The following is a 15688-nucleotide window of genomic DNA, read 5'->3' as shown; positions in this document are numbered from 1 at the left end:
AAAGCCTGTAATTGTTTCAATAAAAGCACCAATAGCCGTAAACTGTGAAGCATTCAATTTCTCTTTTTCCGCAAAGGCCATTAATTGTTCCATCACTTCATCTCCACTATCCATAATAATGGCGTAGGTATTTTGCTCACCTTTGTTAATTAATTTGTATTTCATTTTACTCGATATTTTCCTAAATTGCTACCGCTCAAGCCTCTTGGCAAAATAGACATTTCAAAAATTATTTCCTAACTGTCCTTTTCGACGCTGTCCGACCGACAAGACCCTCTATATTTCCCATTTAATCTACGCTGTCATCACAGGCAATGCTCCTTATCTTCCTTCCTATTTTTTGTAAATAAGGAATAACTCAATACTGCCAATCCGATTATTGATATCAACCCGGCTATTCTTTTTACGGTAAGTTTAATGGAGTGTAGTTTCATTTCATCTATATATTTTTTTTCAGGAAAATTTGTTTCTTTATTCGGCGCCCCACCATTTTCATACAGCGCCATTTGTAATACTTGTGCTATATGCATTCCCGCTCTATCGGTCATTTGTTCTATCTGCTCACGACAGCTATAGCCATTGGCGATAATGAGTGTTCTTTTATCTGCACTTCTAACGGTAGGTAACAAAACTCTTTCTCCCGCTTTTATAGAAACTTCATATTTATCACCCTCAAGATATCCGAAATAGCCAGCCATACCACAACATCCCGAGTCCACAATCGTATAATTTAATCCCATTTTTTTCAAAAGATTTTCTTCACTTTTCATTTTCATCACAGCCTTATGATGACAGTGTCCATGAACAAGGGCATTTCTTTTTAATTGTGGTATTTTAAAATGCGAAGCCTCTTTTTCCAGAAATTCAGCCAGAGTGAATGTCTGTTTTTTTAGCCGTTTCGCATCTTCGTTTGCAGGAAAAAGATCACAGAGCTCGTCCCGAAAAACAGAGACACAACTTGGTTCTAATCCAATAACGGGGGTGCCTGCTCTTATTTCATCGCGCAGTGTATCTAAGATCTGCAGTAACATTTTTTTGGCGGTATCCAACATACCAAAATCATACAGAGGTCTTCCACAACACATAATTTTCTTAGCTATAATAACATGAAAATCAGCCGCCTCTAATACTTCCAGCGCCGCAACCAACGTTTCGGGTTTGAAGAAATTATTCCATGTATCTACCCATAGGATAACTTTCGGCTTATCACCGTTTTTTGGATCTCTCGAATTAAACCAGTTTCTAAAAGTTTGTTGGGCAAAGGTCGGAATAGTTCTTTTTTGCGTTATCCCAATAGAAGATTTCGATATCTTATTTAAAATAGGCGCATGAGTTACAAAATTAACAATTCCGGGCATCACAGAAGCCAACCGTGACCACCAATATATCCATCCAAAAGCAAAAGCAGAAGCGGGTCTATTTTTCTTCTTATAATAATGCGACAAAAATTCAGCTTTCAATGTTGCGATATCTACATTCACGGGACAATCCCCCTTGCAGCCTTTACAGGCGAGGCATAAATCAAGCGACTCCTTTACATATTGGTCTGACCAACCATCCTTTATGACATTACCATTCAACATCTCGAAAAGTAAATGGGCACGCCCCCGGGTACTATCTTTTTCCTCTCTTGTCACCATATAACTTGGACACATCGTTCCTCCTTCATGCTGGCGGCAGTTCCCCACACCCACGCAACGCAATGTGGCACGCGCAAAACTTCCTTTATCATCATCATCCATAAAATGAAAATGAGTTTTTGAAATAGGCGGATTATAAGAAGGACCAAGTCTTAAGTCTGCCAATTGTCCATAACTATCAATTACTTTCCCAGGATTCATCATCCATTGTGGATCCCAAATTGTTTTAAATTCGTGAAAAGCTTTCATAATTTCTTCACCATACATTATTTCCAGCAAACTACCTCTAGACTGGCCATCTCCGTGTTCGCCGGAAAGAGATCCACCATAACTTACAACAAGGCGAGCAGCTTCTTCTGTAAATTTTTTATACTTTTCTATCCCAGGTTCCGTTACCATATCGAAATTAACACGACAATGAATACAGCCCTGCCCAAAATGGCCATAAAGAGAGGGGTGATAGTCATATTTGTCAAATAAATCTTTGAGATCTTTTAGATAATCACCCACCTTTTCGGGGGAAACTGCGGAATCTTCCCAACCTGTCCACATGTCTGGCAGAGAGGGAACAAACGCTGTGGCACCCAAGCCCGATTCTCTGATTTCCCAAAGTTTTCTTTCTTGATCATGATCGTCAAAAAGGCTCATATTGGGTATCGTTTTTCCCTTCTTCAATTCTTTCATTACCGCTTTGCACTTATTATCCGATTCGATCTTGTCTTTGCCATCAAACTCTACCAAGAGCCACCCACCACCTTTTGGCAATAAAGGAATATCTTCTAAGTTTAGTCCCTTATTTTTCATATATTGAATCAATACTTCATCAAAACCTTCAAGGCCAATAGGCTTATGTTTCATTATGTCGGGGCAGGCATGACCAGCATCATAAATATCAGGATAACCCAAAACCAATAAGGAACGCGCTTGCGGCTCCGGCATCAATTTCATTTCAGCCTCCAAGACAACCACACATGTTCCTTCGGAACCTACTATTGCTTCGGCAACATTGAAACCATGCTCAGGTAACAAAGATGGCAAATTGTAACCCGAAACGCGCCGCGGAATAGAAGGAAATTTTTCACGAATCTCATCGGCATATTTTTCTCCCAGATCCTTTAACTGTCGATAAATTTCTCCCCTTCTACCTCCTTTCTGTATTATCAACTTTAGTTCCTCATCAGATGTCGGGCCGATTTTCATTTTAACCCCATCGTAAGTAAGGATTGTAAGAGATGCTGTGTTGTCCGCTGTGCGGGCACCATATCCATAAAATTGGGACATCACGGAATGTATACCACAGGAGTCATTTCCCAGCATCCCCCCAATGGCGCAATGGCTGTGTGTGGCCGGGTCCGGACCAAATGTAAGACCGGCTTGTTCTCGTGTAGCTTTGCGCATTTCATCCAACACAATACCGGGCTGAACTGTGACCGTTTTCTTTTCTTGATCAATTTTTAAAATTTTATTATAATATTTGGTCATATCCATTATCACGGCTACGTTACAACAAGCACCTGTGAGGCTTGTACCACCACCCCTTGATAAAACCGGCGCATGATATTTTCTGCAAATAGCTATCGTATTTATAATATCTTCTTCACTTTTGGGAAGCACGACTCCAATAGGAACTTGTCGATAGTTAGAGGCGTCGGTTGCGTATAGTGCTTTGGTACCATAATCAAAGCGTACTTCTCCAGTAACTTTTGCGATTAATTCCGCTTCCATTGAAACTATATCTATTCCTTGAGAATATTTTGTTTCGTAATTTAAATTATACAATGTTTCATTTGTAGGCATAAAAAAAATTAATTCATGAAAAGATAAAATTCCGTTACATTTATAATCTGGTATATGTTATTATCACTATTTTTTCCTTCCCGAGATTCTCTTTTTATTTAAGATATGTTGAATGTTATAGTAAAAAACGCTATACTTTATATTTTTCTGCATCGGCATACTTGAATTCAAAACCAAGCCCAGGACGGCTCAAATCTGGATACAACGCTCCATCCAGAGGCTGAGGCACCCCATCAAAAAGCATGTTTTCTATTCTTACATGGTCATAAAAATATTCGGCGATAAAAAAAGAAGGTAATGACAGCCCCGCCTGTAAATGAAGTGTCGGTGCGCAATGAGAAGAAAAAGGCAATTGATGAGCTTCACAGGTGTGACCAACCTTCAAAAAAGTAGAAATGCCGCCACAACGTGTTGCATCTGCCTGCAGCACATCCACACATTGCGCGGCAAGCATTTGTTCAAAGTAGGGCAGATTGTACCCATATTCACCTGCCGCTATATTCATTGTTGCGGATGAGCTATGTTCGCGAATCAAATGCAGTCCATGTAAGTCGTCGGAGGGACGAGGTTCTTCGAACCAGGTTACCCCAAGGTCAGCAAATTGCTGAGCCATTTTTAAGGCTTGTTTTGTGGAATATGCACCGTTGGCATCTACAAACAATTCTACTTTTGTACCGACAGCTTCTCTTGCTTTTTTTACCCTGTAAAAATCCTTATCAGGTTCCCGGCCTATTTTCATCTTTACTTGCTTGATACCTTTTTCGGCCCATCCAGATAATTGTTTTTGTAGCATTTCGATAGAATATGAGGTAAAACCTCCACTTCCATAAATCGGAAAATCGTCACGCACTTTGCCCAAAAGTAAAGTCAATGACAAGCCAAGAAGCTTTGCTTTTAAGTCCCACAGGGCATTATCCACTGCGGAAATAGCCATGGAAATAATCCCGCAATTACCGTTGTTTCGTGTACTATCCGTCAGAGATTTCAATATATAGGGAATATCCATTGCATTTTTACCAATCACTAGCGCCTTTAACCTTTTTTCGATGAAATATGCGGAGGAAATATCCGCATAACTGTAGCCAATACCCATTTTTCCGCCAGCTTCTATTTCTACCAGGATCATCGTTGTGCTATCCCATTCAATAGTTCCGTCTGACTCTGGGCCGTCCGTGGGAATGGTATACGCAGAAACGCTTAAATACTTAATTAAAAACGATTCTGCCCCCTTCGTCAAGCTATAATATTCTTCTTCCATTTTACTTATGAAATAGCGTGGCAATCTCTTCCTTCCATGTATCTTTTATCATTTCCCATTTATCAGGATCTTCTATTGCAGATTCTGAAAAATTCTTTGCCTGCTTAAGAGTGATATGGGGCGGGAGGGGTGGCACATTTGGATCTGTATAAGCCTCGAGCACCACAGGCCGCATTTGAGAAAGAGCAAATTCGATTGCCGAAGTAATATCCTCAGCCTTATCCACTTTTATTCCCGCGAGACCCAGCATTTTAGCGTATTCGGCATACGGAAAATCCGGCACTTCTTGGCTAGCTTCGAATTTTGGATCTCCCACCATTACTCTTTGTTCCCAAGTGACCTGATTAAGATCGCGATTGTTTAAAACTAAAATCATAAGTCGAGGATCACGCCATTGTTTCCAATATTTTGAAATGGTTATTAGCCCGTTATTGCCGAGCATTTGCATAGCTCCATCCCCTACTAGTGCAATGGGCATTCTTCCGGGATAGGCAAACTTGGCCGCAATAGCATACGGAACTCCCGGACACATAGTAGCGAGATTGCCGGATAAAGATGCCTTCATCCCTTTACGTATTTTTAAATCTCTGGCAAACCAATTAGCAGATGAACCAGAGTCAGACGTAAGAATACAATCGTCAGGCAGGTGTTTTGATAATTCCCAAAATATTCTTTCTGGATTTATAGGATCGCCATCATGCATTGCGCGCGCCTCAAGAACTTCCCACCATTCTCTTATATTATCTTCGATTGTTTTGCGCCAGCTTCTGTCTTCTTTTCTCTTAAGTAAAGGAATTAATGCTTGAAGGGTTCTTTTACTGTCACCCTGCAGATTTACCTCCATTGGGAAACGAATCCCAAGCATCTTACCATCAATGTCTATTTGCACTCCTTTCGCGTTGTCAACTTTTGGCAAAAATTCTGAATAAGGAAAGCTAGAACCAATCATCAATAATGTATCGCAATCCATCATCATATCCCAACTGGGCTTAGTACCGAGTAATCCAATTGAACCGGTGACATAAGGAAGATCGTCGGGCAATACAGCTTTGCCAAGGAGCGCTTTAGCGACGCCCGCACCCAACAACTCAGCCACCTGGATCACTTCGTCCTCCGCGCCGAATGCGCCTGCACCAACAAGCATTGAAACTTTTTCTCCCTTATTTAAAATGTCAGCGGCCTTTTGTAAATCACTTTGCAAAGGCACAATGAGCGGTACTGAATAATTAAGCCCTGAGTTAAGTGTACCGTGAGCTCTAGGCGGTTCTTCATATTTTGACTCCTGTAAATCATTCGGAATAATGATACAAGTAACCGAACGCGTGGTTTTAGCAATGCGGACCGCCCTGTCGACCAGATGTCTTATCTGTTCGGGAACCATCGCAGTATGAACGTATTGACAAGCTACATCTTTAAACAGGGAATCCAAATCCACCTCCTGCTGATAACTGCCGCCAATTGCCGCTCTTGCTTGTTGCCCTACGATTGCGAGCACTGGTTGGTGATCCATTTTAGCATCATACAATCCGTTTAACAAATGTATCGCACCTGGCCCGGAAGTCGCCATGCACACTCCCACTTCACCTGTAAATTTGGCATGAGCGCAAGCCATAAATGCGGCATTTTCCTCATGTCTCACTTGAATAAAATCTATTTTATCTTTTGCCCTGTTTAATGCGCCCATCAGTCCATTAATGCCATCGCCGGGAAAACCGAAAATTCTATTTATCTTCCAATCGATTAAACGGGAAATGATATAATCACTCGTAAGTTGTTTCATTTTTTATTTTTTATGGATATACCTAAATTTTTCAAGTTCACCCCAGTTAAAATTGGGAAATTTATATATGTAGAGAAGAGAAAATAAATAATTAATCGCTCACCAAAACTGATCGATGATTTGGTACCAGTTCACCATGGATTATTAATAATCCTAATTAGAAGGAGATAGAAACTATAGAATGACCGGAAACATTTTAAAAGTAATCATTACTTGCCGGTCGGCTTCTCTGAGAGACCCAGACCACTTGGTCATTATATATTCAATCGGGAGATAAAGCTTAATAAAGCATTTTAAAATCTAAATGCCCAATCGGATCAAATATTAAATAAGAAATAATCATTTTTCTATTTTTTATTTTTATCCTTCTTTGTAGCAGCTTTTTTCTTGGGAACCTTTTCTCCTTCTGCTCTCGCCTCTGACAAACCAATAGCAACAGCTTGCTTGGGATTAGTAACCTTTTTATGACTTTTACCGCTATAAAGCTTTCCCTCTTTCATTTCTTTCATTGTCTTTTCAACTTTGTGCTGAGATTCTTTTGAATACTTTGCCATGATTAATTTTTTTAGATTCATAAAATATAAATTCAGTACTTTCATTTCACTAAAATGAAAGAAATCAAAAGCAGCATAAATAAACTATTTTAATAAGAAATTTTTGATAATAGTGGACAGCTTACCATAAGGGGGCTTTTTCAATTTACCATTACTGTCAATAAATCTTTTATTTTGATCTTTGCGGTCAAAAAAGATTTTTTCTGGTCTAAAAGCACGGCGGACAAATCATTAAAAGATTCAAACCCATTATGATTTAACTCCCGATTGTAATTTTTCAGACATACATCCTCAACCTTATTAAAGTGCATTAACAAAGATTGCGTTTCGAGAGCGGCAGCGTGTAATTTTATTCCCTCAAACCATTTAATCAAAATATTACTAAACTCACCTTCGTTTGCCACCTCAAGGCTTTTGTTGAAATCTTTAGCTACCCTTTTTAAATCGGCGATATTCTTTTCACTAGATGTAACACAATCAGAAAAAAAAGATTTCAAAAAGGCCGCGTCGACAAACTCCCTTCCTTTACTATAGGCAATTACTCTTTTTCTATTTAGAGAAATAAGATGATGAATAATCTTTATCATTTTTTCGATGGTAGTCATGATTAAATATTAAAAAGATGAATTGTTTTAATTTAAAAAATAAATGCCTAAGTCTCTCTCATTTGCTTTCCGCCAATAGCTTAAACTTAAGCATTTACTTTTGTCCGTTTTGTCACTCATTAATTCCCTCGTTATTAATATTTAATTCCGCTATAGCAGTGAGTTTTTCATCAGCCTCTTTTTCCTCTGATAAATTATGATAGAGTAATCCGGCAATATCAAGTTTTCCCATTTGCTTAGCCCAACGACAAAGCGTACCATAGGTGCCGATTTCATAATGTTCAATTTTTTGAGCAGCAAAAATAATGGCACAATCACGCACCATCGAATCGTCCTCTGTATCTGAAATTAATTCACGGGCTTCTCTCATTAAACCTGCCATTGCTTTACACTTTTTGGAATCAGGCTCCAACTTCATTAATGAAAAAACCTTTTCAAGTCTTGAAACGTGTCCAATAGTTTCGTTCAAATGCATACCGAGAGCCGATTTCAATTCGGCAGAGGTCGCAGCATCCTGCATATCGGGCAATGAATCGACCATCTCTTTTTCGGCCCAATAGATATCTTTTATTCCATCCAGAAATAAATGATAAAATTTAGAATTCTCGTCCCATTTGAGTGTCGACGGGAATGTCACAGCACTGTTTTCCATAGTATATGTTTTTTAGGTTAAAAAGTTTCTTGCATCCGATAGAACTAAGAACAAAGAATATTCCTAAGAATGGAAAGTGGACCAAATTTTAAAAATTATTATGATTATCAATACCTTAAAACGGTATAGAGGATTGTTAAAATAAAAAAGTGAAAAACAGGGCAAAGTAAGGGCAGCGTCAATGTGTGGAATGAATTCTACATTATGTTGCGTTCTCATCTCTCGTAAATGTCTTTTATTTTTTACGAAAGAATTTTTCTGAGCATCAATGCATTCTTTGGCGCGTATCCTTGCATGTCATTGTCAAAATAGACATATACGTCTCTTTGTTCAGCGTTCCAATTATGTATGTATTGCGCCATTTGCTCTAGAAAATCCTTTTGATAAAAGCCCTGGTATTTGCCTTCCGGCCCATGTAAACGAATATACACAAAAGGGGCCGTCACAATTTTAGGGGAAAAGTGTCCGCCTAAATCATAAATGCAAAATGCCGATTGGTGTGAAGACAGCAGTTCATACACTTCTTCCTGATACCAAGTTTGATTTCGAAATTCAAAAGTAGTTTTCACGGTAGAAGGAAGCAAATTAAGAAAGTGATTTAAACGCTCTATATCAATTTTCCAGCTTGGCGGAAGTTGGAACAAAATGGGGCCGAGATGCTTTTCTAAAGCCAAAGTCTTGTTGAGAAAAGGCTCCAAGTCTTCCCAGCGGACTTGTAATTTTTTCAAATGAGTAAAGTATCGATTTGCCTTAACCGAAAACAAAAAATCATCCTCTACCGCACTTGCCCAATTTTCAAAAGTTTTTTTTAGCGGTACATGATAGAATGAAGCATTTAGCTCAACCGTATTAAACTGCGATCGGTAATAGCTAAACTGATCTTTTACCTGTATGGATGCAGGGTAAAAATTTTCTCGCCAATGCCTGTACTGCCACCCCGAAGTACCAATAAAATTTTGCGAAATATTTTTTCCTTTATTTCTTATATCATTTTTCAAAAGACAAAAATTTAAGATGTAAATAAAAATGATAATAATTTGAATTAGACACATATTAACTCCAATTCCTACACCCATTTTCAAATATCCAATGATCACGCCATCCGGAAATTGGCATACCTGTTGGAAGCATAAAGTGTAAAAGCATTAAAGGATTAAAGGGCAGAAAATTACGCAACTAAGAATTAAAGGGGCCTTGCTAAGCAGGAATTTGTTTATTCATAAAATAAATTATGACTCGATATTACAGTAATGAATTACATCGAAGAAAGAAGGCGAAACTATGTAATACAGAAAGAGAATGCGCTTCATCTTCATCAATTTTCGGCCGAAGATGAATAGAACACCCAAAAACTGGATGACACTTAAAAGTCCTTCTTTAATCCTTCTGAATAAAGCCTTGCTACAGTGGAGGAAAAATTATCTTTTTAATCGAAACCTTTAAGTGAAGGCGGCGATATTTAAAAGATATATTTAGTAAAGGACGTAATAGGGCCAAGGTTGTAAAAAGACTAAGAAGGTATAGACAAATAAAATAATTAACACTAAAAAATGATGATATGCGATCTATTTGGACAGGATCTGTCGCTTTGGGATTAGTGAATATCCCCATTAAATTATTTTCCGCAGTGCAGGACAGGGCTTTAGACTTTGACATGTTGGATAAAAAAGATTTATCTAATATACATTTCAAAAGAGTCAATGAAAATACAGGAAAAGAAGTCGCCTGGAACAACATAGTAAAAGGATATAATTTAAACGGGAAATACGTGGTACTTTCAGCTAAAGATTTCGAAAACGCCAGTCCAGAAAAAACTAAAACGATTGATTTGCGGGTTTTTGTAAAAGCTTCAGATGTAGATGTTATTTTATTTGACAGCGCCTACTATTTAAAGCCGGCAAAAGGCGGTGAAAGAGCTTTTAGCCTCTTAGAAGAAGTACTCAACAAATCAGCAATGGCAGGGGTGGGAACCTTTGTTTTACGCAACAAAGAAAGACCAGTCCTTTTGCGCTCAGCCCAAGGCATTCTCATTTTACATACTTTACGCTTTTTAAATGAAATACGTGACCCATCTGAATTTATAGTGGATATGCCTAAGCCCAAAACTGCGGAACTAGCGATGGCAAAAGATTTGGTAAAAAACCTGCAAGGACATTTTGATATAACCGATTTTAAAGATGATTACACTATAAAACTTATGAAACTCATAAAAGCGAAAGCCAATGGCAAAAAATTACCCGTTTCTAAAGCCAAAACGGTCAGTCCGTCAGATGATTTGATTACTCAATTAGAACAAAGCCTCGCAATACCTAAAAAAAAGGCAAAATCGACTCACAAAAATCGGGGATGAATAAAGATATTAGAGGACAACAGAAACCTTTCTCAGGGGAGAGGGGAAGCGTTAACCCGCACAGAGTAGTAAATAGTTGGATGACATGGCTATTTAATATTTTCTTTACAGAAAGTATTAAATTCCGCCTCAATTTCCTTAGACACAGTATCTTGGATCTCTTTTTGAAAGATTCTATTATTCTTAAAATCGATGGTAAGTAAGTTGTCCTTAATCACAACATTATTTAGTTCACTCCAAATATAATTTTTTATGGGAAATGAATTGACGGTGACACCTTCTTTGTCAAAGCCTATCTCCTGGGGGAACTTTGCCTGCTTTTCCATCAATCCGGCAATTAAATATAAAAAACCAATCCAAGAAAATCCAATGGGGGAAAAGAAAAAATATGCACCAGCCACTAGTAATGCCAACCTATAAAATTTTGGTTTAGAAGACCTTACACAATAAATCGTCCATATCACGATAAATCCCACAACTGCAAACGGTTCCCATGCTGCTTTTGCAGAAACGATAAATAATCTAATGCCAATGTAGGTAAATACACAAGCAGCAATAAAAAGTAGTATCTGAGAGATAATATTTATCTTTCTATCTACATTTTTTTTAAGCGTGACAAGAAAATCGTAATCTTTTGAAGGCATATTTTTATTGATTGCTAAGACAAAGCCAGTTACATAGATTCCACAATAGACGCGCGCCAACAGTTGCGTCTATTATGTTGTTATTCGACCCTAGTTCTACCAAATCGAAACCAATAACCTTTCTACCAGTGGCTACTATTTTTTTTATTAAATACATTATTTGCTCCGCTTCAAAGCCGCCTTGGACCGGTAGTCCGGTATTGGGACACAATTTTGGATCAAGACCATCGACATCAAAGCTGATATAAATCCTTTCTGGTAGTTGTGCAATTATTTCTTCTGTTATCGCTGCCCAAGTCGCACCTTCGTACATGCGCTCTTTTACTTTTTTGTCGTAAAAAGTATAAACCCTTTCCTGATTCTGCTGTAAGAAATTCCATTCTTCTTCACAAAATTCTCTGACGCCTAATTGAACCAATTTACTTACTTGTGGTATTTCATTGAGCACATTGTACATTACAGAGGCATGAGAATAAGTAAAGCCTTCATAAGCCTTACGCAAATCGCAATGCGCATCTATTTGCAAAACGGCAAAATTATTGTTTGTTTCACTCAATGCTTTTATAAAACCTAAAGACGTGCTATGATCCCCCCCTAACAAACCTACTAATTTTCCTCGACCTAAGAGATCTATTGCTTGTTCGTAGACCCATTTATTAAGATAAACTCCACCTTCATTTATTTCCCGAATGCTTTTACACATGAAGTTATTTTTACCAACTTCTTCTCCGTGACAAATGTAATCTACAAATAACTCCGCCTCCTTTCGCAAATAATCACTTTTGGTGAGTATTTTCTTGTTAGGTTCTGCCATATAAAAGCCTTTCTTCCAAGTATCTCCGAAATCGGGGTCGAATAAATCTATTTGCAGACTTGCTTTTAAAATAGGGTCAATAGAACGAGCAGTTCCGCTACCGTATGTGACAGTAGCTTCCCAAGGTACAGGCAACACAACCACTTTAGCATCTTCCACACTATTAAAAGGCAATCCAAAAAGACCGTTTTCAGGATTACACACATCATTAGGGTCAAAGGCGGATAAATCTACCATGATCATTTTTTAATTGAGGGCGCAAAGGTACTCTGCTTTTAATTAACAAAAAGAAAATAGGCGATAAATTATGATTTTGTTTCGACGTTAAAGTTAACGTTTTTCTTTCGCCATATTGAGTGCATTCATATATTTGTCGATATACCAGTTTTTTTCGCTGTGTTTATATTGCTGAATGTATCGTGGATGCTCCAGTATTTGGAATTTTCCAAACAATTTTGCCTCATTGTTTAATTTTTGAAAAAAAATAGCATTTTTCTTCCCCAATACAAAAACTTCTGAAGTGTCTAATCCCAGATCTATAATCTTTTTCAATGAATGAATCATAAAATCTTTTAGCATTTTAAAAAGAACAGGATCATCATAATAGTTTGCATTAACCCATTTATCATCTTTTGTTTGGCGAATAATAGCCAAGGGGAACAATGAGTTGATGTAGATATCTTTATAAAAACTTTCCGCCCCACCATATTGGGCAATCAAATCATAAAAAAAAACAGAGGATAATTCGTGAGTCTGTGCAGATTTCATTTCAATGCCACAGATACTTTTCAACCTCTTGGTATCGGTAAAAGGCACACCGGTTACCCCGCCGCCATGACGACCCGGATTTATACCAATGATAAATTTTCTGGTGGCAGAATCATTGTAATATTTTTCATAGAACTGCTGCATCACCTCCATTGTCTCAAGACTTTCCAAATAAGGATTCAATACCTGGAATCCATTGGGTAATTCTCCACAATAACGTAAATGCTTATTATAATTTATGGCCCTGCTGGCAAAAGTATCATTCATAAAAGTTTGTTTTACATCTTACCTCAAATACGGCTTTAAGATAGTTAAATTTGGCGAACCTATCAATAATAGCTGATGGCAAATCATCTTCCGGTTTCACGGACTTCTGCTCTTGCAAAAAATCTTACCTCACTTTTGCCTACTTTGTGTTGAACTATAGATAATAGCTGTATCTGCCCATCCACCAATTTTTCATTTTTATATTTTTAGAGATCTCTATGCAACTTCTAATAGGCGACAAAAAAACAGAAAATACGGAACAGAAGGTGCAGGCAGGCGTATAAATGGGTAATTTTCTCTACAAATTGTAGCTTGCAAAATGCGGAGATGACCGCTCGTTAAAATATCGTACACGCTACGTCCCTCTAACAGCTAATAATTCAACGATTCTAATAACGATCGGGAATTGGAATACACTTTGTTTTAAATATAAGAAAAAACGGTTTCAAAATCTTTTGGACAAATAGTTTTTACCTAATTTAAACACATTTCCTATGAAAAACAAATCAGCCCTGCAAAACCCTCCTCTTTGCGCAAAAAAAATAAATGATATACAGTCCCAATTGTTGTGGTTGGTTACACAATTAAGGGTATGGGTAATCATTCTACTTTTCTAACAAAAAAATCGATAATGGCAATATTCTTATATATTATGGCACTCCTTTTAATTATCAGTTGGATAATTGGATTCTTCCTTTTGGCGGCAGGACCTACCATTCATCTTCTAATATTATTTGCCATCCTCGCTATACTTTTAAATATTTTTAAATATAGAGATAGTCCGCCCCTTTAATTTACTTTATCAATCTTATTATGCCCGAAGGACCCTCTATACTCATTCTAAAAGAACTTGTCCAGCCATTTTGCGGGAAGAAAATATTGGAAGTGACAGGCAATACCAAACAATCTAAAGAGAGATTACTTAATTGTACCGTACGCTCTTTTAAAAGCTGGGGAAAGCAGTTTTTGATTTGCTTTGATGATTTCACAGTCCGAATACATCTTTTATTATTTGGTTCTTATTTAATCAACGAAACAAAAGCTGCACAACCTCGGTTAAGTTTACATTTTGAAAATGGATTAATCAATTTTTATGCTTGTTCCGTAAAATTTCTGGAGGATCCCCTGGATTCAATTTATGATTGGGAAGCAGATATCTTATCCCAGCATTGGAATCCTCTCGCAGCAAAAGTAAAATTGCTCAAAACACCCTCCTTACTTGTCTGCGACGCGCTTCTAACCCAGGATATTTTTGCTGGTAGTGGCAATATTATTAAAAATGAGGTACTATTTAGAGAACGACTTCATCCATTAAATAAAATAGAAGATTTAAACGTTGTCCAGCTAGAAAGCCTTATTGACGCCACCAGAAGCTATGCTTTCGATTTTCTAAAATGGAAGAAAAATTTTGAATTAAAAAAACATTGGCAAGCACATAATAGAACTATATGTCCGAGATGTAATATTGCTTTTAAACGAGCCTATTTAGGAAAATTTAAAAGAAGAACTTTTTATTGCAGCAACTGCCAAATTTTATATAATGAGCAGTAGAATACAGAAATCTTTCGCTTTTTTTGGCATGTAAGCCCTTATTTTTATATGGATAGGCAGAAGAAGAAAACCCTGTAAGAGAGCTGCGTCTATACTTTTGATCGGGAAGGAAAACTGCTAACTTTCCCATAGACATCGAACAAATGGTAGCAGAACCAAAAGACTTTAGTTTCTTTGTAGTTCATGAGAATATTATTCAGTAACAGTTATATTGAAGAGGATGTCACCAGATACTCGGCAAGTATTGCATCTATTTTCCTACCCGATTCTACAATACGTATGCACATCTCCACGGCATGGGCGGGTAGAGCACCCTCTAATTTCATTAGTTCTGCTTGTAATGTTATGACCGTTAAGGGAGAGCGTAAATCGTGTACTAGTTTTTCATTCAATTTAGTCATGGCTGCTCTAATATCCAGCAATTTCTTGTTTAAGTTTTTTGCTTCATTTTGGTTCATAAATTTTGGTTTACAATTTTAGAGAATGCTTTATTTATCTGCTACAGCAGCAACTTGTCGATCAATTGTTTCATAACAGAAATATCAAATGGCTTTTTTAAAAAAGCATTGGCCTTCACTTTCTTACTAATGGCTTCGATATTGTTATTTGCCGAAAAAACCACTACTGGGATATGGCAAATATCGGGATTTTCTTTAATTAAAATAATCGCTTTCTCACCACCAATTTCCGGAATCCACAAGTCCATCAAAATAAGATCCGGAAAATATTTTTGAATGTCTGCCACCACATTTGTGCATCTCGCTAGTGTCACCACTTTTCTATTAGCAGTACTGATAAGAAGCTTACACAGTTCAGATATTTCATCATCATCTTCATAAATTAAAATACACTTTTTCATAACAAATAATTTAATAAACGAAAAATCTGGAATATCAAAATTTTATTCTTTTCTCTAGAATTCTTTCCCCATTTCCTTTAATTTGTTATAAAGCGTTTTACGGTCAATTTTCAAGATTTCAGCAGCCCTCGACTTATTATATTTCACGC

General features: G+C 37.4%; 17 protein-coding genes. 3 read left to right on the top strand and 14 right to left on the bottom strand.

The annotated features are described in order from the left end of the window. The 8 genes from ACQR30_RS02705 to ACQR30_RS02670 all read right to left on the bottom strand — a co-directional run. The coding region (locus ACQR30_RS02705; protein ID WP_429730892.1) for a PCC domain-containing protein at window positions 1–165 on the bottom strand (165 nt) is incomplete at its 3' end. 140 nt (window positions 166–305) lie between these two features. Further along, entirely contained in the window at window positions 306–3437 is a 3132-nt protein-coding gene (locus tag ACQR30_RS02700) for an FAD-binding and (Fe-S)-binding domain-containing protein (protein ID WP_429730886.1), read from the bottom strand. A gap of 130 nt (window positions 3438–3567) precedes the next feature. Next, complete coding sequence (locus ACQR30_RS02695; RefSeq protein WP_429730883.1) at window positions 3568–4695, bottom strand: enolase C-terminal domain-like protein; 1128 nt, start codon at window positions 4693–4695, stop codon at window positions 3568–3570. A gap of 1 nt (window position 4696) precedes the next feature. Continuing rightward, window positions 4697–6475, bottom strand: coding sequence for a thiamine pyrophosphate-requiring protein (locus ACQR30_RS02690; RefSeq protein WP_429730880.1), 1779 nt, complete (start codon window positions 6473–6475; stop codon window positions 4697–4699). A 347-nt stretch (window positions 6476–6822) separates the two neighbouring features. Then, on the bottom strand, window positions 6823–7074 hold the full coding sequence (locus tag ACQR30_RS02685; protein WP_429730877.1) for a DUF6496 domain-containing protein: 252 nt from the start codon (window positions 7072–7074) through the stop codon (window positions 6823–6825). A 95-nt stretch (window positions 7075–7169) separates the two neighbouring features. Beyond that, window positions 7170–7634: a hypothetical protein gene (locus tag ACQR30_RS02680; protein WP_429730874.1), complete on the bottom strand. Its 465-nt coding sequence runs from the start codon at window positions 7632–7634 to the stop codon at window positions 7170–7172. A 112-nt stretch (window positions 7635–7746) separates the two neighbouring features. After that, the gene (locus ACQR30_RS02675; RefSeq protein ID WP_429730871.1) at window positions 7747–8286 is read right to left on the bottom strand and encodes a ferritin-like domain-containing protein; all 540 of its coding nucleotides are present in this window, start codon (window positions 8284–8286) and stop codon (window positions 7747–7749) included. Window positions 8287–8528: 242 nt separating this feature from the next. Further along, on the bottom strand, window positions 8529–9284 hold the full coding sequence (locus tag ACQR30_RS02670; protein ID WP_429730869.1) for a DUF72 domain-containing protein: 756 nt from the start codon (window positions 9282–9284) through the stop codon (window positions 8529–8531). A gap of 560 nt (window positions 9285–9844) precedes the next feature. Between ACQR30_RS02670 and ACQR30_RS02665 the strand changes: the two genes are divergently transcribed. Next, window positions 9845–10636, top strand: coding sequence for a Ku protein (locus tag ACQR30_RS02665; protein ID WP_429730866.1), 792 nt, complete (start codon window positions 9845–9847; stop codon window positions 10634–10636). A gap of 89 nt (window positions 10637–10725) precedes the next feature. Here the strand turns inward: ACQR30_RS02665 and ACQR30_RS02660 are convergent, their stop codons facing one another. From ACQR30_RS02660 to ACQR30_RS02650, 3 genes are all read right to left on the bottom strand, one after another. Next, entirely contained in the window at window positions 10726–11280 is a 555-nt protein-coding gene (locus tag ACQR30_RS02660; protein ID WP_429730863.1) for a hypothetical protein, read from the bottom strand. 4 nt (window positions 11281–11284) lie between these two features. Beyond that, window positions 11285–12331, bottom strand: coding sequence for an agmatinase family protein (locus tag ACQR30_RS02655; RefSeq protein ID WP_429730859.1), 1047 nt, complete (start codon window positions 12329–12331; stop codon window positions 11285–11287). Window positions 12332–12424: 93 nt separating this feature from the next. Then, entirely contained in the window at window positions 12425–13129 is a 705-nt protein-coding gene (locus tag ACQR30_RS02650) for an SMUG2 DNA glycosylase family protein (protein WP_429730856.1), read from the bottom strand. Window positions 13130–13721: 592 nt separating this feature from the next. On the opposite strand from ACQR30_RS02650, the gene ACQR30_RS02645 reads away from it, so the two are divergent. Together ACQR30_RS02645 and ACQR30_RS02640 are read left to right on the top strand one after the other, a co-directional pair. Next, complete coding sequence (locus ACQR30_RS02645) at window positions 13722–13922, top strand: lmo0937 family membrane protein (protein WP_429730853.1); 201 nt, start codon at window positions 13722–13724, stop codon at window positions 13920–13922. A 20-nt stretch (window positions 13923–13942) separates the two neighbouring features. Next, window positions 13943–14680 (top strand): DNA-formamidopyrimidine glycosylase family protein, encoded by a 738-nt coding sequence (locus ACQR30_RS02640; RefSeq protein WP_429730850.1) that lies wholly within the window; start codon window positions 13943–13945, stop codon window positions 14678–14680. A 206-nt stretch (window positions 14681–14886) separates the two neighbouring features. Here ACQR30_RS02640 and ACQR30_RS02635 read toward each other — a convergent pair whose 3' ends face one another. Genes ACQR30_RS02635 through ACQR30_RS02625 form a run of 3 tightly spaced genes read right to left on the bottom strand, consistent with a single transcriptional unit; the run spans window position 14887 to window position 15686 of the window. Further along, window positions 14887–15138 (bottom strand): histidine kinase dimerization/phospho-acceptor domain-containing protein, encoded by a 252-nt coding sequence (locus ACQR30_RS02635; protein WP_429730847.1) that lies wholly within the window; start codon window positions 15136–15138, stop codon window positions 14887–14889. Window positions 15139–15179: 41 nt separating this feature from the next. Further along, window positions 15180–15539 (bottom strand): response regulator, encoded by a 360-nt coding sequence (locus ACQR30_RS02630; RefSeq protein WP_429730844.1) that lies wholly within the window; start codon window positions 15537–15539, stop codon window positions 15180–15182. A gap of 54 nt (window positions 15540–15593) precedes the next feature. Next, the gene (locus ACQR30_RS02625) at window positions 15594–15686 is read right to left on the bottom strand and encodes a helix-turn-helix domain-containing protein (RefSeq protein ID WP_429730889.1); all 93 of its coding nucleotides are present in this window, start codon (window positions 15684–15686) and stop codon (window positions 15594–15596) included. Window positions 15687–15688 lie beyond the last annotated feature (2 nt).

Origin of the sequence: Arachidicoccus sp. (genome assembly GCF_050436765.1) — a bacterium.
GTDB lineage: Bacteria > Bacteroidota > Bacteroidia > Chitinophagales > Chitinophagaceae > Arachidicoccus.
Note: the sequence above shows the minus strand (reverse complement) of the source record. Positions and strands in the feature narration are given on the sequence as shown.

Excerpts from the sequence above, each read along its gene's own strand:
- ACQR30_RS02690 (WP_429730880.1), bottom strand. The coding sequence starts at position 6,475 with ATGAAACAACTTACGAGTGATTATATCATTTCCCGTTTAATCGATTGG.
- ACQR30_RS02700 (WP_429730886.1), bottom strand. The coding sequence starts at position 3,437 with ATGCCTACAAATGAAACATTGTATAATTTAAATTACGAAACAAAATAT.
- ACQR30_RS02650 (WP_429730856.1), bottom strand. The coding sequence starts at position 13,129 with ATGAATGATACTTTTGCCAGCAGGGCCATAAATTATAATAAGCATTTA.
- ACQR30_RS02680 (WP_429730874.1), bottom strand. The coding sequence starts at position 7,634 with ATGACTACCATCGAAAAAATGATAAAGATTATTCATCATCTTATTTCT.
- ACQR30_RS02695 (WP_429730883.1), bottom strand. The coding sequence starts at position 4,695 with ATGGAAGAAGAATATTATAGCTTGACGAAGGGGGCAGAATCGTTTTTA.
- ACQR30_RS02630 (WP_429730844.1), bottom strand. The coding sequence starts at position 15,539 with ATGAAAAAGTGTATTTTAATTTATGAAGATGATGATGAAATATCTGAA.
- ACQR30_RS02640 (WP_429730850.1), top strand. The coding sequence starts at position 13,943 with ATGCCCGAAGGACCCTCTATACTCATTCTAAAAGAACTTGTCCAGCCA.
- ACQR30_RS02660 (WP_429730863.1), bottom strand. The coding sequence starts at position 11,280 with ATGCCTTCAAAAGATTACGATTTTCTTGTCACGCTTAAAAAAAATGTA.
- ACQR30_RS02655 (WP_429730859.1), bottom strand. The coding sequence starts at position 12,331 with ATGGTAGATTTATCCGCCTTTGACCCTAATGATGTGTGTAATCCTGAA.
- ACQR30_RS02665 (WP_429730866.1), top strand. The coding sequence starts at position 9,845 with ATGCGATCTATTTGGACAGGATCTGTCGCTTTGGGATTAGTGAATATC.
- ACQR30_RS02675 (WP_429730871.1), bottom strand. The coding sequence starts at position 8,286 with ATGGAAAACAGTGCTGTGACATTCCCGTCGACACTCAAATGGGACGAG.
- ACQR30_RS02685 (WP_429730877.1), bottom strand. The coding sequence starts at position 7,074 with ATGAAAGTACTGAATTTATATTTTATGAATCTAAAAAAATTAATCATG.
- ACQR30_RS02635 (WP_429730847.1), bottom strand. The coding sequence starts at position 15,138 with ATGAACCAAAATGAAGCAAAAAACTTAAACAAGAAATTGCTGGATATT.
- ACQR30_RS02645 (WP_429730853.1), top strand. The coding sequence starts at position 13,722 with ATGGGTAATCATTCTACTTTTCTAACAAAAAAATCGATAATGGCAATA.